Source organism: Thiosulfatihalobacter marinus (assembly GCF_016019955.1).
GTDB classification, from domain to species: domain Bacteria; phylum Pseudomonadota; class Alphaproteobacteria; order Rhodobacterales; family Rhodobacteraceae; genus Shimia; species Shimia marinus_A.
This window is the reverse complement of sequence record NZ_JAECRZ010000007.1, coordinates 160,267-181,743: the sequence shown is the minus strand read 5'-3', so window position 1 is coordinate 181,743 and position 21,477 is coordinate 160,267. Positions and strand designations below refer to the sequence as shown.

At 63.4% G+C, this 21,477-nt stretch carries 21 protein-coding genes and 1 tRNA gene; 13 read left to right on the top strand and 9 right to left on the bottom strand.

Features of this window, described 5'->3' with window-relative positions:
• The first annotated feature begins 114 nt into the window (after positions 1-114).
• Positions 115-1,056: a radical SAM protein gene (locus I3253_RS12560; RefSeq protein ID WP_197918022.1), complete on the top strand. Its 942-nt coding sequence runs from the start codon at positions 115-117 to the stop codon at positions 1,054-1,056.
• 11 nt (positions 1,057-1,067) lie between these two features.
• Here the strand turns inward: I3253_RS12560 and I3253_RS12555 are convergent, their stop codons facing one another.
• Together I3253_RS12555 and I3253_RS12550 are read right to left on the bottom strand one after the other, a co-directional pair.
• The gene (locus I3253_RS12555) at positions 1,068-2,132 is read right to left on the bottom strand and encodes a DUF2855 family protein (RefSeq protein WP_197918021.1); all 1,065 of its coding nucleotides are present in this window, start codon (positions 2,130-2,132) and stop codon (positions 1,068-1,070) included.
• 189 nt (positions 2,133-2,321) lie between these two features.
• Entirely contained in the window at positions 2,322-2,585 is a 264-nt protein-coding gene (locus tag I3253_RS12550) for an usg protein (protein WP_197918098.1), read from the bottom strand.
• Positions 2,586-2,785: 200 nt separating this feature from the next.
• On the opposite strand from I3253_RS12550, the gene gyrA reads away from it, so the two are divergent.
• Positions 2,786-5,530, top strand: a complete 2,745-nt coding sequence (gene gyrA / locus I3253_RS12545; RefSeq protein ID WP_197918020.1) for a DNA gyrase subunit A — start codon at positions 2,786-2,788, stop codon at positions 5,528-5,530.
• A gap of 47 nt (positions 5,531-5,577) precedes the next feature.
• On the top strand, positions 5,578-5,937 hold the full coding sequence (locus I3253_RS12540) for a hypothetical protein (RefSeq protein WP_197918019.1): 360 nt from the start codon (positions 5,578-5,580) through the stop codon (positions 5,935-5,937).
• 214 nt (positions 5,938-6,151) lie between these two features.
• Here the strand turns inward: I3253_RS12540 and I3253_RS12535 are convergent, their stop codons facing one another.
• From I3253_RS12535 to I3253_RS12525, 3 genes are all read right to left on the bottom strand, one after another.
• Positions 6,152-7,627, bottom strand: a complete 1,476-nt coding sequence (locus tag I3253_RS12535; RefSeq protein WP_197918018.1) for a carboxypeptidase M32 — start codon at positions 7,625-7,627, stop codon at positions 6,152-6,154.
• A 1-nt stretch (position 7,628) separates the two neighbouring features.
• Positions 7,629-8,777, bottom strand: a complete 1,149-nt coding sequence (gene ctaA, locus I3253_RS12530) for a heme A synthase (RefSeq protein WP_197918017.1) — start codon at positions 8,775-8,777, stop codon at positions 7,629-7,631.
• Positions 8,778-8,846: 69 nt separating this feature from the next.
• Positions 8,847-9,593 (bottom strand): RNA methyltransferase, encoded by a 747-nt coding sequence (locus I3253_RS12525; RefSeq protein WP_197918016.1) that lies wholly within the window; start codon positions 9,591-9,593, stop codon positions 8,847-8,849.
• A 133-nt stretch (positions 9,594-9,726) separates the two neighbouring features.
• Between I3253_RS12525 and I3253_RS12520 the strand changes: the two genes are divergently transcribed.
• The 5 genes from I3253_RS12520 (at position 9,727) to I3253_RS12500 (ending at position 13,377) form a co-directional block, all read left to right on the top strand.
• Positions 9,727-10,056 carry a TfoX/Sxy family protein gene (locus tag I3253_RS12520; protein ID WP_197918015.1) on the top strand — a complete coding sequence of 110 codons (330 nt, stop codon included), beginning with the start codon at positions 9,727-9,729 and terminating at the stop codon, positions 10,054-10,056.
• Positions 10,057-10,110: 54 nt separating this feature from the next.
• Positions 10,111-10,731: a thiamine phosphate synthase gene (locus I3253_RS12515; protein ID WP_197918014.1), complete on the top strand. Its 621-nt coding sequence runs from the start codon at positions 10,111-10,113 to the stop codon at positions 10,729-10,731.
• 76 nt (positions 10,732-10,807) lie between these two features.
• Complete coding sequence (locus I3253_RS12510) at positions 10,808-11,701, top strand: PfkB family carbohydrate kinase (protein WP_197918013.1); 894 nt, start codon at positions 10,808-10,810, stop codon at positions 11,699-11,701.
• Complete coding sequence (locus I3253_RS12505) at positions 11,698-12,618, top strand: pseudouridine-5'-phosphate glycosidase (RefSeq protein ID WP_197918012.1); 921 nt, start codon at positions 11,698-11,700, stop codon at positions 12,616-12,618. The genes I3253_RS12510 and I3253_RS12505 overlap by 4 nt, the downstream gene beginning before the upstream one ends.
• Before the next feature lie 72 nt (positions 12,619-12,690).
• Entirely contained in the window at positions 12,691-13,377 is a 687-nt protein-coding gene (locus I3253_RS12500; RefSeq protein ID WP_197918011.1) for a DUF502 domain-containing protein, read from the top strand.
• Between the two features lie 4 nt (positions 13,378-13,381).
• Here I3253_RS12500 and I3253_RS12495 read toward each other — a convergent pair whose 3' ends face one another.
• Positions 13,382-14,413: a patatin-like phospholipase family protein gene (locus I3253_RS12495; RefSeq protein WP_197918010.1), complete on the bottom strand. Its 1,032-nt coding sequence runs from the start codon at positions 14,411-14,413 to the stop codon at positions 13,382-13,384.
• A gap of 76 nt (positions 14,414-14,489) precedes the next feature.
• Positions 14,490-15,263, bottom strand: a complete 774-nt coding sequence (locus I3253_RS12490; protein ID WP_197918009.1) for a 3-hydroxybutyrate dehydrogenase — start codon at positions 15,261-15,263, stop codon at positions 14,490-14,492.
• Between the two features lie 293 nt (positions 15,264-15,556).
• Between I3253_RS12490 and I3253_RS12485 the strand changes: the two genes are divergently transcribed.
• The 3 genes from I3253_RS12485 to I3253_RS12475 all read left to right on the top strand — a co-directional run bounded on the left by I3253_RS12485 (position 15,557) and on the right by I3253_RS12475 (position 19,716).
• On the top strand, positions 15,557-17,371 hold the full coding sequence (locus I3253_RS12485) for an extracellular solute-binding protein (protein WP_197918008.1): 1,815 nt from the start codon (positions 15,557-15,559) through the stop codon (positions 17,369-17,371).
• Positions 17,372-17,375: 4 nt separating this feature from the next.
• Complete coding sequence (locus I3253_RS12480) at positions 17,376-17,966, top strand: nucleotidyltransferase family protein (RefSeq protein ID WP_197918007.1); 591 nt, start codon at positions 17,376-17,378, stop codon at positions 17,964-17,966.
• Positions 17,967-18,114: 148 nt separating this feature from the next.
• Positions 18,115-19,716: a hypothetical protein gene (locus I3253_RS12475; protein ID WP_197918006.1), complete on the top strand. Its 1,602-nt coding sequence runs from the start codon at positions 18,115-18,117 to the stop codon at positions 19,714-19,716.
• 57 nt (positions 19,717-19,773) lie between these two features.
• Here the strand turns inward: I3253_RS12475 and I3253_RS12470 are convergent.
• Positions 19,774-19,859 (bottom strand) — tRNA-Leu (locus I3253_RS12470).
• A gap of 131 nt (positions 19,860-19,990) precedes the next feature.
• On the opposite strand from I3253_RS12470, the gene I3253_RS12465 reads away from it, so the two are divergent.
• Both I3253_RS12465 and I3253_RS12460 read left to right on the top strand, forming a co-directional pair.
• On the top strand, positions 19,991-20,569 hold the full coding sequence (locus I3253_RS12465; RefSeq protein WP_197918005.1) for a YqaA family protein: 579 nt from the start codon (positions 19,991-19,993) through the stop codon (positions 20,567-20,569).
• The gene (locus I3253_RS12460) at positions 20,566-21,036 is read left to right on the top strand and encodes a disulfide bond formation protein B (RefSeq protein ID WP_197918004.1); all 471 of its coding nucleotides are present in this window, start codon (positions 20,566-20,568) and stop codon (positions 21,034-21,036) included. Before I3253_RS12465 ends, I3253_RS12460 begins: the two co-directional genes overlap by 4 nt.
• On the opposite strand, the gene I3253_RS12455 is transcribed toward I3253_RS12460, so the two are convergent.
• Positions 21,033-21,458: an Lrp/AsnC family transcriptional regulator gene (locus tag I3253_RS12455; RefSeq protein ID WP_197918003.1), complete on the bottom strand. Its 426-nt coding sequence runs from the start codon at positions 21,456-21,458 to the stop codon at positions 21,033-21,035. The genes I3253_RS12460 and I3253_RS12455 overlap by 4 nt on opposite strands.
• Positions 21,459-21,477 lie beyond the last annotated feature (19 nt).

The following is a 21,477-nucleotide window of genomic DNA, read 5'->3' as shown; positions in this document are numbered from 1 at the left end:
TATCGATACTATCACCGCAACCCGGCTTCACAACTGTGTCAGCCGGCGACACACCTGTTTTCCTGCTTCAATGGATTGGCTAGGTAAGCACAAGGAAAACGGGAACGACAAGACATGAAAGACCACACCAACTGCGGCAAGTTCGTTGACCCTTTCATCACCGCCAAGGGTGAAACACGCGCCCATGTTGCGCTCAGCGATCCGCAGACCCTTTGGTTCAATACCGGAACATTGTGTAATATCGAATGCACGAACTGTTACATCCTCAGTTCGCCAACCAATGACGCGCTTGTCTATCTGACCGCGGCCGAGGTGGATCACTTTCTGGATCAGCTGGACGAACGGAACTGGGGAGCGCGGGAAATCGGTTTCACCGGTGGCGAACCATTCATGAATCCCGAAATGATCGAAATGGCGCGTCACGCGCTGGATCGCGGCTACGAGGTTCTGATCCTGACCAACGCGATGCAACCCATGATGCGCAAACGTATCCGAGAGGGGCTGACGCAACTGAACGCCGCGCATGGGCGGCGGCTGACATTGCGCGTCTCCGTGGATCATCACAGCGCCGCGCTGCACGACAAGGAACGCGGCGCGGGCAGTTTCGCGCGAACGCTCGAAGGCATGGCCTGGCTGCGCGACAATGGCATCCGCATGACTGTCGCGGGGCGCACCGTCTGGGGCGAGTCACAGGCTGACGCCCGCGCCGGATACGCCCGCCTGTACGCCCGGCACGGCTTTGAAATCGACGCGCAAGACCCGGCGCAAACCGTGCTGTTTCCGGAAATGGACGAAACCGCCGAAGTGCCCGAGATCACCACCGCCTGCTGGGGGATTCTGGGCAAATCGCCAAAGGATGTCATGTGCGCCAGCTCGCGCATGGTGGTGCGCCACAAGGGCGCCGCCGCGCCCTCTGTCATCGCCTGCACGTTGCTGCCTTACGATCCGCAGTTCGATCTTGGCACAACCTTGCGCGAGGCCGAAGGCCCGGTTCAACTCAACCACCCCCATTGCGCCAAGTTCTGTGTGCTGGGCGGGGCGTCCTGTTCGGCCTGACGCCCCCGCGCTCACAGCTCGATCACATGTCCGTCGCGCGGTGCCGCGCGCCCCTGCGCCAGGTCGTCATACACCCCGGCAGCCACCGCAATTCCGGTGTGAGTTCGCAAATCCAGCCATTCGCCCGCCTCCCCCGCAATGCGTTTCCAGGCCGCGCCGATCCTGCGTTCGATCACCCCCGGCCCCCAATCGGCCCGGCGCTTTTCGATCTGTGCGGGTGCAAAGAAAAACTGCGGTCGTGGCCCGGCCAGTTCCTGCCGGGGCTGAAAACGGTCCCAATGGCTGGTGCCGACCGCGCTGGAATGGCGCAAATGCCTGTCCAGATGCGCATGCAACCGCACCTTGACATCGGCGTTTCCGGCCATGTCCACATACACTGACGGCACCGTGTCCAGATCCTCGATCCGGTCATAGGTCAGGACGCTGTCACAGGCCCCCAGCCCTTTCACAAATGCCGCGTTGCCTTGCGATGTCAGCCCCACGATGCGCACCGGGCGCGGGCTGATTTCGGCCAGAAACTTGCATAGCCCTAATCCCGTCTTGGATGAAGCGCTCCCCACAATTACTTGTTCTGCCTCAAAAAAATCATTGTCCTGCAACCAGTCACACAACAGATAGGACGTGGCCAGCAAGGGCTGCAACAACGCCTGAAGGCCCTCGTCATGCGCCGCCCCGGCGACACTTCGCACATAGCGGTTATACACCGGTGGCAGATCGGCCCGGTGCGGCGCGGCGTCCTCGACCACGGCCTCGCCCACGGCCTTCGGGAACATCACCAGCTCGCCGGCAAGCGGGAAAAAACCGTATACCCTTTCGCTTACCGCAAGCGCCTCTGATCTGCTTTCGACCACCTCGCCAAATCCCCAGACCGGCACCAGCCCCTGTCCATCCACACCGCTGGGAAAAAACTTCCAATAGCCGATCACATGGCCGGCGGCGGCATAGGTCACGTTGTTCGCGGTCAGCGCAAACCGGCGAAGCGCCACCCGCGCCTGCCCGTCCGCCAGCGCCGGGGAATCCACGCTATCCACTTTTGTCCGGGTAATGTCGCCCTGATCCACCAACAATCGCTGCATCGCTTTTTCTCTCCTGACGCCGTTTGACGGCAGCATACGAGAGCGCCCGCTGATCGCGAAACGCTCTGCGCCGCCGCTACGTCACGTCAGTTCAGCTCCGGCGACCGCCAGTATTTCGTGCCCTGGGCCGCCGCGCCAATTCGCCAGCCCGGTATCACAGCACATCAAGCCAAGCACGTACAGGCCGGATTACTGAAGCCGGAACTCGCCCACGACATTGCGCCATTCCCCCGGCGAAATCATCTTGCGATGCGAAAACCGCACCGAATGCAATGGCCCGTCCAGTTCCCGCTGCCAGAATTCGATGAACCCGAACAGCCGCGGATGATCAGGCGCCAGATCGTAGTCCTGCCAGACATAGCTGTTCAGGACGTGAACATGATCGGGCATATGATAAAAGAATTCCGCCGTGGTCAGCCCATAGCCTTTCAGCATCATTTCGGTTTCGGACATTTGCGTCACGTTTGCCTCCTGTCTTCTCGATGGAATCAGAATGCCGCGTCCAAATTTAATTTTCAATAAAAACAGTGTGTTATCACTTCACAGCGATCAGTGCCAACCGCAACAGCCCTGCGCCATTGCACCCTATATCCAGCCTCTGATATACCCATGACAACAAGATATGGACCGCCACAAAGAAGCGAGCACAGGACTTGAGCGACACGCCGGAAACCCCTGAAAACGAAGACGAATCTCCGATCCACGAGCGGATGCATCATGACGGCCCGACCGTCACGATCGAAGAGGAGATGCGCGCGTCCTATCTCGATTACGCGATGAGCGTGATCGTCAGCCGCGCCATTCCCGATCTGCGCGACGGCCTCAAACCCGTGCACCGGCGCATTCTTTATGCCATGCACGAAACCGGCAACGGGCATGACAAGCCCTATCGCAAATCGGCCCGTCCGGTTGGCGATGTCATGGGTAAATACCATCCCCATGGCGACAGCGCGATCTACGATGCCCTGGTACGCATGGCACAGGATTTCTCGATGTCGCTGCCGCTTCTGGACGGCCAGGGCAACTTTGGGTCGATGGACGGCGATAACCCCGCCGCCATGCGGTATACCGAAGTGCGCATGGACAAGCCGGCGGCGTACATGCTGTCCGATATCGAAAAGGAAACCGTCGATTTCCAGGACAACTATGATGGCAAGGACCGCGAACCAACGGTTCTGCCGGCGCGTTTTCCGAACATGCTGGTCAATGGCGCGGGCGGTATCGCCGTGGGCATGGCCACCAATATCCCGCCCCACAATCTGGGCGAAGTGATTGATGCCACCCTGGCCCTGATCGACGATCCGGATCTGACCAGCGAACAGCTGATCCACTACGTTCCCGGCCCCGATTTCCCCACCGGCGGCATCCTTCTGGGCCGCTCCGGCGCGCGCAAGGCCTATCTGGAGGGCCGTGGCAGCGTCATCATCCGTTCCAGGACCCGGGTCGAGGAAATCCGCAAGGATCGCTATGCCATTGTCATCGACGAGATCCCCTATCAGGTGAACAAGGCGTCGATGATCGAAAAGATCGCCGAAGCCGCGCGCGAGAAACGGATCGAGGGCATCGCCCATGTCCAGGACGAATCCGACCGTCAGGGCGTCCGTGTGGTGGTCGAACTGAAACGCGATGCCACCGCCGAGGTGGTGCTGAACCAGCTGTTCCGCTTTACCCCGATGCAAACCTCTTTTGGCTGCAACATGCTGGCCCTGAACGGCGGCCGCCCCGAACAGCTGACCCTTCGCAAATTTCTGACATCTTTCATAGACTTCCGCGAGGAAGTTGTTGCGCGTCGCACGGCTTATGATCTGCGCCGCGCCCGCGAACGCAGCCACGTGCTGTGCGGCCTGGCCGTCGCTGTCAGCAATGTGGACGAGGTGGTTGCCACCATTCGCTCCTCCGCCGATGCCGCCGAGGCGCGCGCCCGTCTGATGGAACGCCGCTGGCCCGCGGGCGAGATCGTGCCCTATCTGAAACTGATCGACGATCCGCTGCACCCGGTCAACGACGACGGCACCTATAATCTCAGCGAAATCCAGGCCCGCGCCATCCTTGACCTGCGCCTGCAACGCCTGACCCAGATCGGCGTCAAGGAAGTCACCGGCGAACTTGAAGATCTGGCCGGCAAGATCAAGGAATATCTGGAAATCCTTGGCTCGCGCGAACGCATCATGGAGCTGATTTCCCATGAGCTGCAAGAGGTCAAGGACCAGTTCGCCGTGCCCCGCCGCACCGAAATCAGCGACTGGTCCGGCGACATGGAAGACGAAGACCTCATCGAGCGCGAAGACATGGTCGTGACCGTCACGTCTGGCGGCTACATCAAGCGCACCCGCCTGACCGATTTCCGCGCCCAGAAACGCGGCGGCAAGGGTCTGTCGGGCATGGCTACCAAGGAAGAGGATGTCGTCACCACGCTTTTCGTGGCCAATACCCATACGCAGCTTCTGTTCTTCACCACGGACGGCATGGCCTACAAGCTCAAGACATGGCGCCTGCCGCTGGGCGGACGCACGTCCAAGGGCAAGGCCATCGTCAACATCCTGCCGATCCCGCAGGGCGTATCGATCGCCGCGATCATGCCGGTTGACGTGCCCGAAGAAGACTGGGCCGACCTCCAGATATTCTTTGCCACAAGTGCCGGCGACGTGCGCCGCAACGCGCTGTCCGATTTCACCAACGTGATGCGCAATGGCAAGATCGCCATGGACCTTCCCGACGGTGTCGAACTGGTGAACGCGCGCATCTGCTCCGAAGACGATGACATCATGCTTGTCACCAATGCGGGGCGCGCGATCCGCTTCCCGACAACCGAAGTGCGCGTCTTCAAGGGGCGCAAATCCACCGGTGTGCGCGGCATTCGCCTGTCCGGCAAGGATCGCGTGGTCTCCATGTCGGTGATCCGCCACTTCGACGCCAGCGCCGAGGAACGCGCCGCCTATCTCAAGATGCGCCGCCTCGTCGCGGGCGTGACCGAAGATGACAGCGAAGAGGAAGACGGGCCCGCCGGCGAATTGCCTCAGGCGCGCTATGCCGAAATGTCGGCCGCCGAAAACCTGATCCTCACCATCACTGCCCAGGGCGCGGGCAAACTCAGCTCCAGCCATGATTACCCCGTGCGCGGGCGCGGCGGACAGGGCGTGGCAGCCATGGACAAGGCCATGCGCGGCGGTCAGCTTGTGGCGTCGTTCCCCGTCGAACTGAGCGATCAGATCATGCTTGCCACATCCAAGGGGCAATCCATCCGTGTGCCGGTCGATGGCATCTCCTTCCGCTCCCGCAGCGCCGGGGGCGTGCGCGTCTTCAACACCGGGCGCGGCGAAGAAGTGGTCTCGGTCGCACGGATTGCCGAACAGCAGGAAGGTGACGAAAGTCAAGGCGCCAACAGCCCCGAAAGCTGACAAATGCTCCGGGGGCGCCCCTTGCCCCCGGAACCACGAGGCCCCCGATGAAGTCCACCCTGCTGCCTGCACTGCCCCTGTTTCTGGTCGCCCTCGCCCCGCCCGCAATGGCCGAAGAGATCACCGGCGCCGACCTGCTATCCCTCCTCAGCGGACAAGGCTTTGACTGCGTTCAGGGCCAGATCCCCCTGGAATGGCACATCGCCAAAATCGCACCGGATGCCAAAACCATCCCCTATCGCGCCGTGGTACGGGGCAAGACGGTCGAGGCCGAATATGACATCACCGCCAATGGGCGGCTCAGCTCGGACGGCTATGGGGCGGAACGGATCGTCAAGCGCAACGCCGATGGCACACTCACCGTCACCCGCGCCGACGGCAAGGCCATGATCTGCACCCTGCGCTAATCGCGCCCGGCCCCCCTCCGCGCGAAACCTGCGGCATCCCCCCGGCGCCCCCGGCGCCCTCAGTGCCGCCGCTTGGGCACCCGCCGCGACCGTCCACCTTCATTTTGCCCGAAATACTCCGGGGAGTCGCAGCGCCGCTGCGACGGGGCAGCGCCCCACCGGCGCCAAAGGCGCATATACGGCGCGCCCTCGGGGGCGCACCTCCCGACAACGCTCAAAGCCGATAAAGCGCGCCGAACTTCTCTTCCAGATAGGCCAGCAACGGCTCGGGCGACGGCGCCATGCCGCTGGCATGGGCGATGGTCTCCGCCGGGGCGCGCAACCCGCCATGGCGTTGCAGCCTGTCCCGCAACCACGCGGTCGCCGCCGAAGTGTCGCCACCGGACAGTTGCGCATCCAACCCCGGTACGGCCCCCCGCAGAGCCTCATGCAGACACCCGGCATACACATTGCCCAACGCATAGGTCGGAAAATAGCCAAACAGCCCCACCGACCAATGCACATCCTGCAAGATCCCGTTGCTCGGCTTGTCCACCGCATAGCCGAAATCGGCCGCGAACCGGTCGTTCCAGGCCGCCTCAAGATCCGCCACCGCCAGATCGCCGCCCATCAACGCCCGCTCCAGATCGAACCGCAGCATAATATGAAGATTATACTGCACCTCATCCGCCTCGGTCCGGATATATCCGTCATGAACCCGGTTGACCGTGGCATAAAACGCCTCCGGGCCGGCAATCCCGAAATCGCCGAACGCCTCGGTCATCTGCCCGAACAGCCACCCGGTAAAGGCCCGGCTGCGCCCCAGCTGGTTTTCGTAAATCCGGCTCTGGCTCTCATGCACCCCCATCGACACGCCCTGCCCCAGCGGGGTCAACAGGTAATCCCGGTCAATCCCCTGCTCATAGGCGGCATGACCAACCTCGTGAATGGTCGAATAGAAACAGTTGAACGGATCCAGCTCGCTCGTGCGCGTGGTGATCCGAACGTCCAGCCCGGACCCGGACGAAAACGGATGCACCGCCTTGTCCACGCGCCCATGATGAAAATCATAACCAAATGCCTTGGCCAGCTTCCGGGTCATCTGCATTTGCACCCTGGCCGGAAAATGCCCTTCCAACGGCTTGGGCGCCCGCGCCGCCAGCACCGCCTCGCGCAGCGCCACCAACCGGGGCCGCATCGCGTCAAACATCCGCGCCAGTTGCGCCGCCGTCATCTCCGGCTCGTAATCGTCGATCATGGCATCATAAACATCGCCACCCGCCGACAGCGCCTGCCCTTCCTGCCGTTTCAGCGCCACAACCTCTTCAAGCACCGGCAGGAACGCGGCCACGTCCTCATCCGCCCGCGCCTGCGCCCATTGCCCCTGCGCCCGGCTTGTTACGCGGGCAATCTCGGCGGCCAGCCCGGCCGGCACCTTCATCGTCCGGGCATAGCTCTTGCGGATATGGCGCATCTGCGCCCGTCCCACCTCATCCAGCCCCGCATCGTCAATTGCGGCCAGCCACTCCCCCACGCGCGGATCGGTCCGGCGCGCATGAAGAACGGTTTCCATCGCCGCCATTTCCTCGGCCCGCTGCGGCGCGGCCCCGCGCGGCATCACCGTTTCCTGGTCCCAGCCCAGCCGCCCGGCCACCTGCCCCAGCGCCTGCGTCGTCGCGGTAAAGGCCATCAGATCATCATAGGCGCCCATGTCACCCCTCCCGGATCATGCTCGATTTCGGATAATACGCCAGGAACCGCGCCCGCAGAATCAGCGCCCAGACAAGAACAGCCATGACCTGGTGCACGATCGCGATCTGCACAGGCGCGGCATAAATAACCGTCACGATGCCAATCCCCACCTGCACCGCCACCGCCGCCAGCACGGCATTGAACCCAAGGCGCGTTGTCGCATTGGCCGATCCCCGCGCGCGCCGCCAGACAACCACCGCAAAGATCGCGAACAGATAGCCCCAGACCCGGTGAACGAATTGCACCAGCCCCGGGTTCTCAAAGAAATTTTTCCAGACCGGCTCGAGAATGAACGCATCCGGCACAAACACCTGCCCGCCCATCAAAGGCCAGTCCGTATAGGACCGACCGGCATCGATCCCGGCCACCAACGCGCCCAGAAGAACTTGCACAAACGCCACGTGCAAAAGCCCGGTCGACATGGAAAACAGCTTTGCCTCCCTGCCCCGGCGCGCCTGCATCAGATCACGCTCCGTGCGCCCCAACGTCAGGATGTACCAGCCGATAAATCCAAGGATCACAAAGGCCAGCCCAAGATGCACCGCCAGCCGGTAACTCGCGACCGAGGTCATGTCTTCACCCGAAGTCACCCCCGAGGCCACCATCCACCAGCCCACGGCGCCCTGCACGCCGCCAAGCGCTCCGATCAGCAACAGCCGCCCGCTCCAGCCGGCCGGCACCTGCCTGGCGATCATGAATCCCGCAAATCCCAACGCCCAGACCAGGCCAACAATCCGACCCAACTGGCGGTGGCCCCACTCCCACCAGTAGATGTACTGGAAATCCGCCAGCGTCATCCACTGGTTCTCGATGCGCCACTGATCGATTTCCTTGTACTTGTCGAACTCCGCCTGCCAGTCCGCCGCATTCATCGGCGGGATCGCCCCGGTCACCGGGCGCCATTCCGTGATCGAAAGCCCGCTTTCGGTCAGCCGTGTCAGCCCGCCAACCGCGATCATCACCACGACCATGGCAAACAACACCATCAGCCAGGCACGAATGCCGCGCCGCGCGCCGCGCACCCCCTTGTCGATCATGCCCACGGAGTCCGGAACGTCTCCGGGACCGTCCTCGCCCACCTCTTCGAAAATGCTGCGCTTGCGGCTCATGGCCTCTCCCCTGACTTTTCCCGCGACATTAGGCACGCCGCATCACGGCTTCAACCTCTCCTCACAGGATTAATCGCCACGCGCCTTCCAGCGCACCATCTGGCGCAACACCCCATGCAGTATCTGCACATCCGCCCGCGTCAACGGCATCCGGCTCCACATGTTGCGCAGATTGATCTTCATACCGTCCGCCTTCTCGGGCGGGAAAAAGAACCCCGCCTCGTCAAGCCGCGTTTCGTAATGCGACTGAAGCGCCTCCATTTCGGCACCATTGGCCCAGTCCGTCCTGGCCATGTCCACCCGATCCGCAACGATGTCCGCGCTGGCCCGGCGCCACTCATAGGCCGTCAGCAACACGCATTGCGCCAGGTTCAACGAGGCATAATCCGGGTTCACGGGCACATTGATGATCGCGTTGGCCCGCGCGATATCGTCGTTTTCCAACCCCGCCCGCTCAGGGCCGAACAACACCGCCACCTTGTCGCCCGCCGCGATCTTTTCGGCGGCCATTTCCATGGCCCGCTCCGGTGTCACCACCGGCTTGGTCAGCCCCCGCGCCCGCGCCGTCGTGGCAAACACGAAATGACAGTCGCGCAGCGCCGCCTCCGTCGTGTCACACAGAACCGCCTCATCCAGCAACCGCCCCGCCCCGCTGGCCAGGGCCACGGCCCGCTCATTGGGCCAGCCATCGCGCGGCGCCACCACCCGCATCCAGTCCAGCCCGAAATTCCACATCGCGCGCGCCGCACCGCCGATATTCTCGCCCATCTGCGGGCGCACCAGAACAAAAGCAGGCTGTGGGGTTCCGCTCGGCATCACTCTCTCCACGAAAAACGTGGCCGCTGATACCGCCGCCCTTGGCCGCACACAACCCGCCGCCCCTTCTTTTGGCTGTAAATATCCCCGCCGGAGGCCTAAAATCTCCTGCACACCACCGGAGACACCCACCATGGCCTATGACGACGGGCTCGCAGCCCTTCTGCGCGACGATCTTGCCAACCTCACGGGCATCACCGAAAAAAAGATGTTCGGCGGGCTTTGCTTCATGCTCAACGGCAACATGCTGTGCGGCGTGCACAAGGGCGGCGGCATGTTCCGTGTCGGCAAACAGAACCACGACACGGCCCTTGCCATCCCCGGCGCCGGGCCCATGGCCTTCACCGGGCGCCCCATGGGCGGCATGGTCGATGTCGATGACGATCTGATGGCCGACGACACCCGCCGCGCCCGGGTCATGGCGCTGGCCATGAATTTTGTCGAACCGATGCCGGCAAAGTAGCCAAGCCCGCGAATCCGCGCTATAGCGGCGCGACCCCCTTCAAGGAGCCCGAAGATGGCCGATACCGAGCAGCCCCAGATCTATCTCATCACCCCCCCCGAGATCGAGCTCAGCCGCTTCCCGGACCAACTCGGGCGCGTCCTGGACGCCGGCGAAATCGCCTGTGTCCGCCTGGCACTTGCCACCCGCAACGAAGACCGGCTCAGCCGCGCGGCGGACGCGGTGCGCGAAACCTGCCACGCACGCGACGTGGCCGTGGTCATCAGCGAACACGTGCTGCTTGCCGAACGTCTCGGCCTGGATGGCGTGCATTTGACGGACGGCTCTCGTCTGGTGCGCAAAATCCGCAAGGATCTCGGCAATGACGCAATTGTCGGTGCCTTCTGCGGCGCCTCCCGCCATGACGGAATGACAGCGGGCGAACTGGGCTGCGACTATGTCAGCTTCGGCCCCGTGGGACGCACACCGTTGGGCGACGGCACGATCGCCGAACATGCCCTGTTCGAATGGTGGTCGCAAGTGATCGAAGTCCCGGTTGTCGCCGAAGGCGCGCTGGACGAGACGATCATCCGCACACTTGCCCCTGTCACCGATTTTTTCGGGATTGGCGAAGAAATCTGGCGCGGCGAAGATCCCGTCGCCGCCCTCGCCACCCTGCGCGCCGCCTTCGCCTGATTCCAAAGCGCCATCCCGCGCCCGGCAACCCGCCCCACCACTTGCCAAGCCCCCGCCAACCCGCCACAACCAGACCATGACACGTGATCCCGATATCCTGTGCATCGGTTCCGTCCTGTGGGACGTGATCGGCCGCGCACCCAGCCACATGCGGCAAGGCTCTGACGTGCCCGGCCGCATCACGCGCCTGCCCGGCGGCGTGGCCATGAACATCGCCATGACACTGGCGCGTTTCGGCCTGCGCCCCGCCCTGCTTTCGGCCATCGGCCAGGATGATGAGGGCCACGAAATGATGCGCGCCTGTGACGAACTGGGCATGATCACCGATTACGTCTACCGCTCGGCCGACCTTCCCACCGACAAATACATGGCCGTCGAGGGCGCCAACGGCCTGATCGCCGCCATTGCCGACGCCCACTCGCTCGAAGCCGCAGGCGATCGTATCCTGCAACCTCTCGCCGACGGCACCCTGGGATCGCAATCCACACCCTATCCCGGCTTCATCGCCCTGGACGGCAACCTCACGCGCCGCCTTCTCGAACAGATCGCGCGGTCGCCGCTCTTTGCCGCCGCCGATCTGCGCGTGGCCCCGGCCTCGCCCGGCAAGGCCGAACGCCTGCAACCGTTCCTGGCCCATCCGCGCGCCGTGCTGTACGTCAATCTCGAAGAGGCCGGGCTGCTCTGCCAGACCGAATTCGCCACGTCCCACGCCGCCGCCGAAGCCCTGCTCAAACGCGGCGCTCTGCGCGCCCTTGTCACCGATGGCGGAAAATCCGCCTCCGACGCCACGATCGATGGCATCCTTACCCAAACCCCGCCCGCCGTGCTTGTCACCCGTGTCACCGGCGCGGGGGATACGTTCATGGCGGCCCATATTGCCGCCGAGGCCGCCGGTTGCGCGCGCGACGAGGCCCTCACCCGCGCGCTCAACGCCGCCGCCACCTATGTTTCCGGAGAACACGCCACATGACCCCCATAACCCTTTCTCCCGCCGTGGCCGAGGCCCGCGCCAACGGCACGCCCATCGTGGCGCTGGAAAGCACGATCATCACCCATGGAATGCCATTTCCGCAAAACCTGAAGGTCGCGCGACGGGTCGAATCCGACATTCGGGCAAATGGCGCGGTGCCCGCCACCATCGCCGTGCTGAATGGCACCCTGCACGCCGGCCTGACCGACGATCAGCTTGACGGCCTGGCGCAATCGCAAGACGCCGCCAAGCTCAGCCGCGCCGATCTCGCCGTCTGCATGGCCCAGGGGCGCACCGGCGCCACCACCGTTGCCGCCACCATGATCGCCGCGCGCCTTGCCGGGATCGATGTTTTCGCCACCGGCGGCATTGGCGGCGTGCACAAGGGGGCCGGCGACAGTTTCGACATCTCCGCAGACCTGACCGAACTGGCCCAAACCGCCGTCACGGTGGTGGCCGCCGGGGCCAAGGCCATTCTCGACATTCCAAAAACGCTGGAAGTGCTGGAAACCAATGGCGTGCCGGTGATCGCCTACCGGCAAGACAGCTTTCCCGCCTTCTGGTCCGCCCGCTCACCGCTTGATGCGCCGCTGCGCATGGACACGCCCGACCACATCGCCCGCGCCCATCTCATGCGGGCCCGCCTTGGCCTGCCCGGCGGCCAGCTGATCGCCAACCCGATCCCGGAGGCGGATGAAATCCCCGCCGATACGCTCGCGCCCGTCATCGCCCGCGCCACCGCCGAGGCCGCCAGCCAGGGTATCACCGGCAAGGCCGTCACCCCCTTCCTTCTGCAACGCATCTTCGAACTCACGGACGGACAATCGCTGACCGCCAATATCGCACTGGTGCGTAACAATGCCCGCCTTGGCGCCGAGATTGCCGCGCAAATCGCCACACTCCGGTCTCAGGGCTGACTGCGGCGCAATCCCCGTTGATCAGGCCCGGCGAAAGCCGTATGGAGTGAGAGCCTTATCGGATACACTCCAATGACCACCCCGTTCGACGAACAACCGCCCCCAAAACACCGCACCGGATTTTTCGGCGGGCTGCGCTCCAGCTTCTTCACCGGTATCGTGGTGATCCTGCCCATCGGGCTGACGATCTGGCTGATCTGGACACTGATAGGCTGGGTCGACGGGTTTGTCCTGCCGCTGGTTCCAGAGACAATCCAGCCGGAAAAATACATCGGCATCAACTTGCGCGGCGTCGGCGTGATCATCTTCCTGATCTTCACCATCATCGTGGGCTGGATCGCCAAGGGTCTGATCGGGCGCTCGCTGATCCTCTGGGGCGAAGGGCTGGTCAATCGCATGCCCGTGGTGCGGTCAATCTATTCCGGCGCCAAACAGATCGCCGAAACGGTCTTTGCCCAGACTGAACGCAGCTTTGAAAAAGCCTGCCTGATCGAATATCCGCGCCGCGGCATCTGGGCCATCGGCTTCATCTCCACCAATGCCAAGGGCGAAGTTTCCCAAACCGCCGCCACGTCCAGCCAGCTGATGAGCGTCTTTGTTCCGACAACGCCCAACCCGACCTCGGGGTTCCTGCTGTTCTTTCCCAAAGACGATGTCATCGAACTCAGCATGTCGGTCGAAGACGCGGCCAAGCTGGTGATTTCCGCCGGACTGGTCTACCCCAACCCGAAAGACCCCACCAAACCGCCACAGCCATGATCCTTCAGCCGTAGGTCGCCTCCAGATCCACCGTGCCCCGCACGCCCAGATCGTCGCGATGGGCCGCCAGAAAGTCACGCGCCGCCGCCTGCCCGGCCGCCTTGAGCACCGCCATGACATAGGCAATCGGCGTGGTCTTGGTGGCCACCGACAAGTCCGTCATCAACGCATCATCTGAAATCATGTGCACCTTGACCTCGCGCATGTCGTTGCGCGACAACGTGCCCTGCGCGATCAGGCGGCGCACAAAGGCAATGGCGCGCAATTCGCTCATCATCGCGGCGTTGAAACTGATCTCGTTCACCCGATTGGCGATCTGTTGCGGCGTCACCGGCAAAGCCTCGCGCCGCAACGGATTGATGTTCACGATCACCACGTCTTCGGGCAATTCACGGTCAAACAACGGCCACAGCGCCGGATTGCCCGTATACCCCCCGTCCCAGAACGCTTCGCGCTTTCCTGTTTGTGGATCGTCGATCTCGACCGCCTGGAACATGGTTGGCAGACAGGCCGATGCCAGCAGCACCCCCGCCGAAATCTCCGCCCCCGAAAACACCCGCGCCTTGCCGCTGCGCACATTCGTGGCGCAAATGAACAGCCTGGGTCCGGCCCCGGCGCACACCCTGTCATACCGGAACTGCTCCGCCACCCGCCGCAGCGGATGCGCATAGAAGGGCCCATACAGATATGGCGTCGTCATCCGCTGCGCCATGTCCGCCACCTGGAACGGCCAGGACTGTTCCAGCAACCGGCTCACCGCCCCGGCTCCCGGACCAAGCCCCGCCATCCACTCGGCCATGCCGGGCGCCGTAACCGCGCCCAACTGGCCCCAAAGCCAGTCCAGATTCGCCCGCGCCGCCTGTCTGCCGCCTTCCAAAAGACCGGCCTTCAGCGCCGCGGCATTCATGGCCCCCGCGGATGTTCCGGAAAGACCGGCAATCTCTATCCCCGGATCCTGCAACAGCACATCCAACACCCCCCAGGTAAAGGCGCCATGCGCCCCCCCGCCCTGAAGCGCCAGGTTGATCCTCTTCACCTCGCCCAAATCAATGCCCGCTCTTCATTTTGCCGGAAATACTCCGGGGGTGTGGGGGCAGCGCCCCCACCCGGCCCTACATGGCGGTCCAGCCACCATCCACCGAAATCGTTGTCCCGGTAATCTGCGTCGCCGCCTCCGAACACAGGAACACCACCGTGCCGCCCAGTTGCCCGACCGTTGCGAATTCGCGGCTCGGCTGCCGCTCCAGCATCACCTTCTTGATCACCTCGTCCCGGCCCATGCCGTATTTCTCCATGGTGGCCGGAATCTGCGCCTCGACGAGCGGTGTCAAAACATAGCCCGGGCAGATCGCATTGCAGGTGATCGGCTCTTGCGCGGTTTCCAGCGCCACGGTCTTGGACATGCCCACAACCCCGTGCTTGGCCGCGACATAGGCCGCCTTGAAGGGCGACGCGGTCAAGCCATGTGCGCTGGCGATATTGACCACCCGTCCCCAGCCCCGCTTGCGCATGTGCGGCAGTGCGGCGGCGGTGGTATGAAAGGCCGAATTCATGTTGATCGCGATGATCGCATCCCACTTGTCCACCGGGAATTCGTCAATCGGTGCCACGTGCTGGATCCCGGCATTGTTCACCAGAATGTCACAACCGCCCGCCTGTTCGATCAGCGCACGGCACTCCGCGCCCCTGGACATATCCGCCTTGACATAGCGCGCCTCAACCCCGAATTCCCGCGCGACCTCGGCGGCCAGCGCGTGGTCTTCGTCGCTGTCGGTGAACGAATTCAACACCACGTTCGCGCCCGCGCGCGCCAGTTCCCGCGCGATCCCAAGCCCGATGCCCGAATTGGATCCTGTGATGATCGCCGTCTTGCCGTTCAAAGTCATGCCTCTTCCCTTTCAATTCGCAGGCGCACCATAGCAATGCTGCGAACGCAAAATAAGGGGGCAATGTCGGCTTACGTATTCCTACGGAACTTTTCGATCGGGCCAAAAAAACCCCGGCACAAGGCCGGGGTATAGTTATTGAGGCAGGTTTCATACAGGCAAGAAACCTATCGAGCAGTGACTCCTTTATAAGCAATCACGCGCTCAGAGTCCAAGCTAAAAGTTTGATAACCCACGAATCCACCGCTAGTTTTGCGCTCATAAAACAAGGGCACAAAAGGATTGTTCGGGCAATGGCACCAGTATGTTTCTCAGTCGCAAGGCGCATTTGCGCGGCTTTGGCCGTTGTTTTCATGGCCGCGCCCGCCTTCGCTCAGCCCGCGCACGGCATCGCCATGTATGGCGCTCCGGCGCTGCCCCCGGATTTCGCCGCGCTGCCCTATGCCAATCCCGACGCGCCAAAGGGCGGGCGAATCGTTACCGGAAATACCGGCGGGTTTGATTCGCTCAACCCGTTCCTGCGCAAGGGAACCTCGCCCTGGCAACTGCGATTCCTCGCCTACGAATCACTCATGGGCCGCAACTGGGACGAACCCTTTGCACTGTACGGCCTGCTAGCCGAATCCATCCAGACCCCGCCCGATCGCAGCTGGGTCGAATTCACGCTCCGTCCCCAGGCACGTTTTTCCGACGGCAGCCCGGTCACGGTCGAGGATGTCATCTGGTCCTACGAAACGCTCGGCACGGTCGGGCATCCGCGCTATCTCGGCTTCTGGACACAGGTCGAATCGATCCAGGCCACCGGGCCGCGTTCGGTGCGCCTCACCTTCAACACCGACAATCGCGAACTGGCCCTGATCGCCGGGCTGCGCCCGATCCTGAAAAAGGCCCAATGGGACACACTTGATTTCACCGCGGCTACGCTGTCGGACATTCCCATCGGTACAGCCCCCTATGTCGTGTCCGATTTCGAAGCCGGAAGGCAGGTCACACTTAGCCTCAATCCCGATTATTGGGGCGCCGATCTGCCCCTGCGCCGCGGCACCAACAATTTCAACGAGATCCGCATCGATTTTTATGGTGATGGCGATGTGCTGTTCGAGGCGTTCAAGGCCGGCGAGCTGTCCTATATACGTGAATTCAACGCCGAAACCTGGGCAAGCCGCTACGATTTTCCCGCCGTCACCTCGGGCGACGTGGTCAAATCCGAGATACCGCATCAAAAGCCCTCCGGCATGACCGGCTTCGTGATGAACGCGCGCCGCGCTCCCCTTGATGACATCCGGGTGCGCGACGCGCTGATCCACGCCTTCAACTTCGAATTCATCAACGACACCATGACCGGCAATCGCCAGCCGCGCATCACCTCCTATTTCTCGGGCTCCCAACTGGCCATGCGCCCCGGCCCGGCCACGGGCCGCGTGGCTGGCCTGCTGGCGCCCTTCGCCGACCAGCTGCCCCCTGACACGCTCTCTGGCTATGAACTGCCCACGTCGGATGGCTCTGCCCGCAACCGCCGCAATTTCCGCAAGGCGCTGGACCTGTTCGAAGACGCCGGATGGCAAGTTGTCGACGGCCGGATGCAAAACGCCAATGGCAATCCGCTGACCCTGACGATCCTGCTGCGCCAGGGCGACAGCCAGAACAAGGCCATCATCGACATGTACCGCCCGACGCTCGAACAGCTGGGCATTACCGTCAATCTCGATCTTGTGGATAACGCGCAATATACCCAGCGCGTGAATGCGTTCGATTTCCACATCACTGATTTCCGCCGGGCCCTCTCGCTCAGTCCCGGCAATGAACAGACACTTTACTGGGGCAGCGACGCCGCCGATCAACAGGGGTCGCGCAACCTGATGGGCCTGAAATCGCCCGCCGTCGATGCCATGATTGCCGCCATGCTCACCGCGCAGGGCCAGGACGACTTTACCGCCGCCGCCCGGGCGCTGGACAGGGTGCTTACCGCCTCTCGGCTTGTGATCCCGATATGGACCTACGCGGTGGGGCGGATCGCGCACAAGCGCGCGCTGCGCTATCCCGGCGTGGTGCCGATCTATGGCGACGGCGCGGAATGGATGCCCGCCCTTTGGTGGTACGAGGAGTAACCCGATGCTGGGCATCCTTTTGCTGGCCGCCGGTAAATCCTCGCGGATGCGCGGGCAGGACAAGCTGATGCAAACCGTTCAGGGCACGCCGCTGATTGCGCACATGGCGCGGCGCGCCCTGGCCACGGGCTGCCCTGTCATCGTCTGCCTGCCGGGCAATCCGGGCGCGCGCGCCGCCGCACTGAACGGAATGGACCTGCACCTGTTGCCCGTGGCTGACGCCGATCAGGGCATGTCCCACACGATCCGCGCCGGCATCGCGGCCCTGCCGCCACAATGCACCGGCGCCATGATCCTGCCCGCCGACATGCCGGACCTCACCGAAACCGATCTGGCAACGATGATCGACGCGCATGACACCCACCCCGACGCCATCCTGCGCGGCGCGTCCGCGGACACGCGCGCCGGACATCCGGTCGTGTTCCCCCGCGCGACATTTTCCGCCTTCGATGGCCTGTCTGGCGACACCGGCGCGCGGGCGGTGATCGCGGCATTTCCGGGGCGGCTGCGTATCGTGGCCCTGCCGGGTCTCCACGCCATTACCGATCTTGACACCCCCGAGGATTGGGCCGCCTGGCGCGCCCGTCAGGGCTGACCGATCGACGCCACCCCAACCGGATGACATGGACGCAAAAACAGCGTGCAGGCTGATCCGGCCCCATATTTCCCTAGCCGATCCACACCGCCTATGGCACAGTGACACCACTCTGAGCAGTCACAACAAGTCTAGAAAAAACAGTCATATGTCAGATCAGCCTGCCCAGCTACTCGGGCAAAAATTCTGCGAGGCGCTGGACCTCGATTTCGAAACCACATTCCGGTATCAATTTGTATGGCATGACAGTGCGCACGCCCTGCCCGGCTTTGGCACGCGCGCTTTTGGCGGGCGTTATCTGCATGTCAGCCCGGAACTGCATGTCACCGAAATCACCTCGCGCGAGGGCACGCCGCTGGGGCTGGTTCTGGGCCGCGCGATTGATGCGGATGGCACCCTTCTGGGGGAACGGATCCGGCTGGGCCTGTCGGCCAGCGCCCCCGATCTTGCCTCCGGGGTCGAAGCCTGGGTGAAATGGCTTGGCGGGCGCTATGCCGTGTTGCTTGACCTTCCCGGTGACACGCCGGTTCGGCGCGCCTATCACGATCCTCTCGGCTCTTTCGGGCTGGTCTATGATCCGCACAACCGCCGCCTTGCCACCAGCCTGCTGCTGTGTCTGGACCGCGACATCGATCCCAGCCCCAACTATCGCCTGCATGACGATGTTCTGGCCGATCCGCAACTGGCCGAACTCTTGCCTGATTTCGATCCCGACCTGCCGCCCGGCGGCTTTGGCTTTGGCGAAACCGCCGACCGGCATATCCGCCGCCTGCTCGCGAACCGCTATGTCGATCTCACCGATTTTGCAGAGCGCCGTTTCTGGCCCATGGACGAGGGTTTTGCCCCCCTCTCAATGCCCGACGCGGCCGAAATCGTCGTGCACCGGCTGCGCCAGATGATGAAACCCATCGTCACCGATCTGTCGGGCTATTTCGCCATTTCCGGCGGCCGTGACAGCCGCATGTTGCTGGCCGCCTGCCCCGACATGACCGGCAGCGATCTCAAACTTTACTGCTATGCCAACAACTATATCACCACGCTGGATCTGCGGGTGGCCGAGGAACTGGCCGCGCAGGTGGGACAGCCGATGCTCTCGCAGGTGCCCGGCGACGGATTTCGCGGCAGCTTTCTGCCGCGCCGGCGCCGCGCCATCCCGTTGCGCCACCGCTTTGCCGTGGCCTCGGGGCTGATGCATATGGGTGACGACTGGTGGCAACGCGGATTTGCCCGCAAACTGGATGCCGGCGGCGTCTGGGTGCGTGGCAATTTTCTTGAAATCGCCACCGCCCGCTGGTGGCCCCGCCGTCCCGGCACCCGGGACGAGGATATGGCCTTTGCGCTGGAACGCATTCGCATCGGGCTGGGCGACGCCGCCGACCGGGCCCGCAAGATGGAACAGCTGCGCGCCTGGGCAAACAGTTTTTCCTACGATCACGATCGCCATTTTCATGATTTCACCTACATGGATCTCACCACCGCCCCGCCCCAGGCGAATTTCCACGGCTACAATCACATGTTCTATCTGCCGCCCGGATCGGATCGCCTGATTTTCCGCACTTCGATGCAGGTGCATTGGAAATCCCGCCAGCGCACCCGGTTCTATGACGAGATCATGCGCCAGCTTGATCCCGACATGCACGCCATTCCGCTGGCCCGCCCCGCGGCCTATCAATCCCGCGGCACCGGCATCGGCGCGGCCGAATTTCTCGAACAAAAGATCAGCGATTACCACGCCGCCAAAACCGCCTGACCGCCCGCAGGGAACCAAAAAAGGCAGCGCCGGATGCCCCCGGACGCTGCCTTTTCATGGTACCCAAGGCCGGACTCGAACCGGCACGCCCTCGCGGGCGGGGGATTTTGAATCCCCTGCGTCTACCATTCCGCCACTTGGGCACTGGCCCTGATCTACCCAAGCCCGAAGGCGGCGTCCAGCCCAAATTGCACAGCCCGCTTCACCGATTATTTGCTTGCACTCCGCCGTCAAATCCCTACGCAAGACCACATGACAGGACAGCGGAGCAGGGATGCTGCAAGGGCTTTATAACTGGACAATGCGGCTTGCCGATCACCCGCGCGCCCTGTGGGCGCTGGCGCTGGTCAGCTTTGCCGAAAGCTCGTTTTTCCCGATCCCGCCCGATGTGCTGATGATCCCGATGATCCTGGCCCGCCCGTCACGCGCCTGGCTGATCGCGCTTGTGGCGCTGGTGTCATCGGTGCTGGGCGGACTGCTGGGCTATGCCATCGGCGCCTTTGCCTTTGACACGATCGGACAGCCGATTCTGGCGGCGCTGGGCAAGGCCGATGCCATGGCCGAATTCAACGCCCGGTTCAACGATATCGGATTCTGGGCCGTGCTGGGCGCGGGTGTCACCCCCTTCCCCTTCAAGGTGATCACCATCATGTCCGGCTGGACAGCCATGCCCCTTGGCACATTCCTTGCCACAGCCATCCTGGCGCGCGGCATCCGCTTTTTCCTGGTTGCCGCGCTGCTGTGGAAATTCGGCGCCCCCGTGCGCCTTTTCATCGAGCGTCGCCTTGGCCTTGTCACCACCGTCTTTTTCGTGCTGCTGATTGGCGGCTTCTTCCTTGTGAGCGCTCTATGACCCTCAACCGCCGTACCCTGTTCGTGCTGCTCACCGGCTTTTCCGTGGCCATGATCCTGGGCGCCTGGGTGTTTCAGTACGTGTTCGGCTATGCCCCCTGCAAGCTGTGCTTCTACCAGCGCTATCCGCACTGGGCCGCCGTCGGATTCGGGCTGTTGGCAATTGGCCTTGGCGGCACGCTTCTGCCGTATCTCGCCGCGCTGTCCGTCGCCACCACCGGCGCCATCGGCGTCTTTCACAGCGGGGTCGAGCGCAAGCTCTGGCAAGGCCCCTCCACCTGCACCTCGTCCAGCATCCAGGGTCTGTCCACGGATGACCTGTTTGACCAGATCATGGCCGCCCCGCTGGTGCGCTGCGATGACATCCCCTGGGAAATGTTCGGCCTTACCATGGCCAATCTGAACGCCCTGTTCTCGCTCAGCGCCGCCGTGCTCTGGGTTGTCGCCGCGCGCATGGTCCGCCGCTAACCGGATTTGCGCGTCGCCAGCAACAGGTTTGTCTCGCTGGTCGCCACCCCGTCCAGCCGCCGGATCTGCGCCAGCACCTCGTCAAGCGCCTCAAGCGTGTCCGTGCCCAGTTCCAGGATCAGATCCCAGCGCCCGTTGGTCGAGTGGATCGCCCGCACCGCCGTCAGGCCGGTGAGCTGCCGCACGATCCGGTCCGTGCCCCGCCCCTCGATGCCCAGCATCATCAATCCGCGCACCGGATCGCGCTTGGTATCATCCTGCAAGACCACGGTGAATCCCACGATATCGCCCCGCTGGCGCAACCGTTCGATCCGCCCCCGCACCGTGGTGCGCGACACTCCCAGAAGAATCGCCAGATCGGACAGGGACGCACGCGCGTCATGGCGCAGCGCGGAAATCAGCCGGCGGTCTACATCATCCATTTTGGCACCCCTTGCGTTC

Bases quoted from the DNA above. Each gene is read 5' to 3' on its own strand.
- I3253_RS12560 (WP_197918022.1), top strand. From the start codon at position 115: ATGAAAGACCACACCAACTGCGGCAAGTTCGTTGACCCTTTCATCACC.
- I3253_RS12555 (WP_197918021.1), bottom strand. From the start codon at position 2,132: ATGCAGCGATTGTTGGTGGATCAGGGCGACATTACCCGGACAAAAGTG.
- I3253_RS12550 (WP_197918098.1), bottom strand. From the start codon at position 2,585: ATGTCCGAAACCGAAATGATGCTGAAAGGCTATGGGCTGACCACGGCG.
- I3253_RS12540 (WP_197918019.1), top strand. From the start codon at position 5,578: ATGAAGTCCACCCTGCTGCCTGCACTGCCCCTGTTTCTGGTCGCCCTC.
- I3253_RS12535 (WP_197918018.1), bottom strand. From the start codon at position 7,627: ATGGGCGCCTATGATGATCTGATGGCCTTTACCGCGACGACGCAGGCG.
- ctaA (WP_197918017.1), bottom strand. From the start codon at position 8,777: ATGAGCCGCAAGCGCAGCATTTTCGAAGAGGTGGGCGAGGACGGTCCC.
- I3253_RS12525 (WP_197918016.1), bottom strand. From the start codon at position 9,593: ATGCCGAGCGGAACCCCACAGCCTGCTTTTGTTCTGGTGCGCCCGCAG.
- I3253_RS12520 (WP_197918015.1), top strand. From the start codon at position 9,727: ATGGCCTATGACGACGGGCTCGCAGCCCTTCTGCGCGACGATCTTGCC.
- I3253_RS12515 (WP_197918014.1), top strand. From the start codon at position 10,111: ATGGCCGATACCGAGCAGCCCCAGATCTATCTCATCACCCCCCCCGAG.
- I3253_RS12510 (WP_197918013.1), top strand. From the start codon at position 10,808: ATGACACGTGATCCCGATATCCTGTGCATCGGTTCCGTCCTGTGGGAC.
- I3253_RS12505 (WP_197918012.1), top strand. From the start codon at position 11,698: ATGACCCCCATAACCCTTTCTCCCGCCGTGGCCGAGGCCCGCGCCAAC.
- I3253_RS12500 (WP_197918011.1), top strand. From the start codon at position 12,691: ATGACCACCCCGTTCGACGAACAACCGCCCCCAAAACACCGCACCGGA.
- I3253_RS12490 (WP_197918009.1), bottom strand. From the start codon at position 15,263: ATGACTTTGAACGGCAAGACGGCGATCATCACAGGATCCAATTCGGGC.
- I3253_RS12485 (WP_197918008.1), top strand. From the start codon at position 15,557: ATGGCACCAGTATGTTTCTCAGTCGCAAGGCGCATTTGCGCGGCTTTG.
- I3253_RS12480 (WP_197918007.1), top strand. From the start codon at position 17,376: ATGCTGGGCATCCTTTTGCTGGCCGCCGGTAAATCCTCGCGGATGCGC.
- I3253_RS12475 (WP_197918006.1), top strand. From the start codon at position 18,115: ATGTCAGATCAGCCTGCCCAGCTACTCGGGCAAAAATTCTGCGAGGCG.
- I3253_RS12465 (WP_197918005.1), top strand. From the start codon at position 19,991: ATGCTGCAAGGGCTTTATAACTGGACAATGCGGCTTGCCGATCACCCG.
- I3253_RS12460 (WP_197918004.1), top strand. From the start codon at position 20,566: ATGACCCTCAACCGCCGTACCCTGTTCGTGCTGCTCACCGGCTTTTCC.
- I3253_RS12455 (WP_197918003.1), bottom strand. From the start codon at position 21,458: ATGGATGATGTAGACCGCCGGCTGATTTCCGCGCTGCGCCATGACGCG.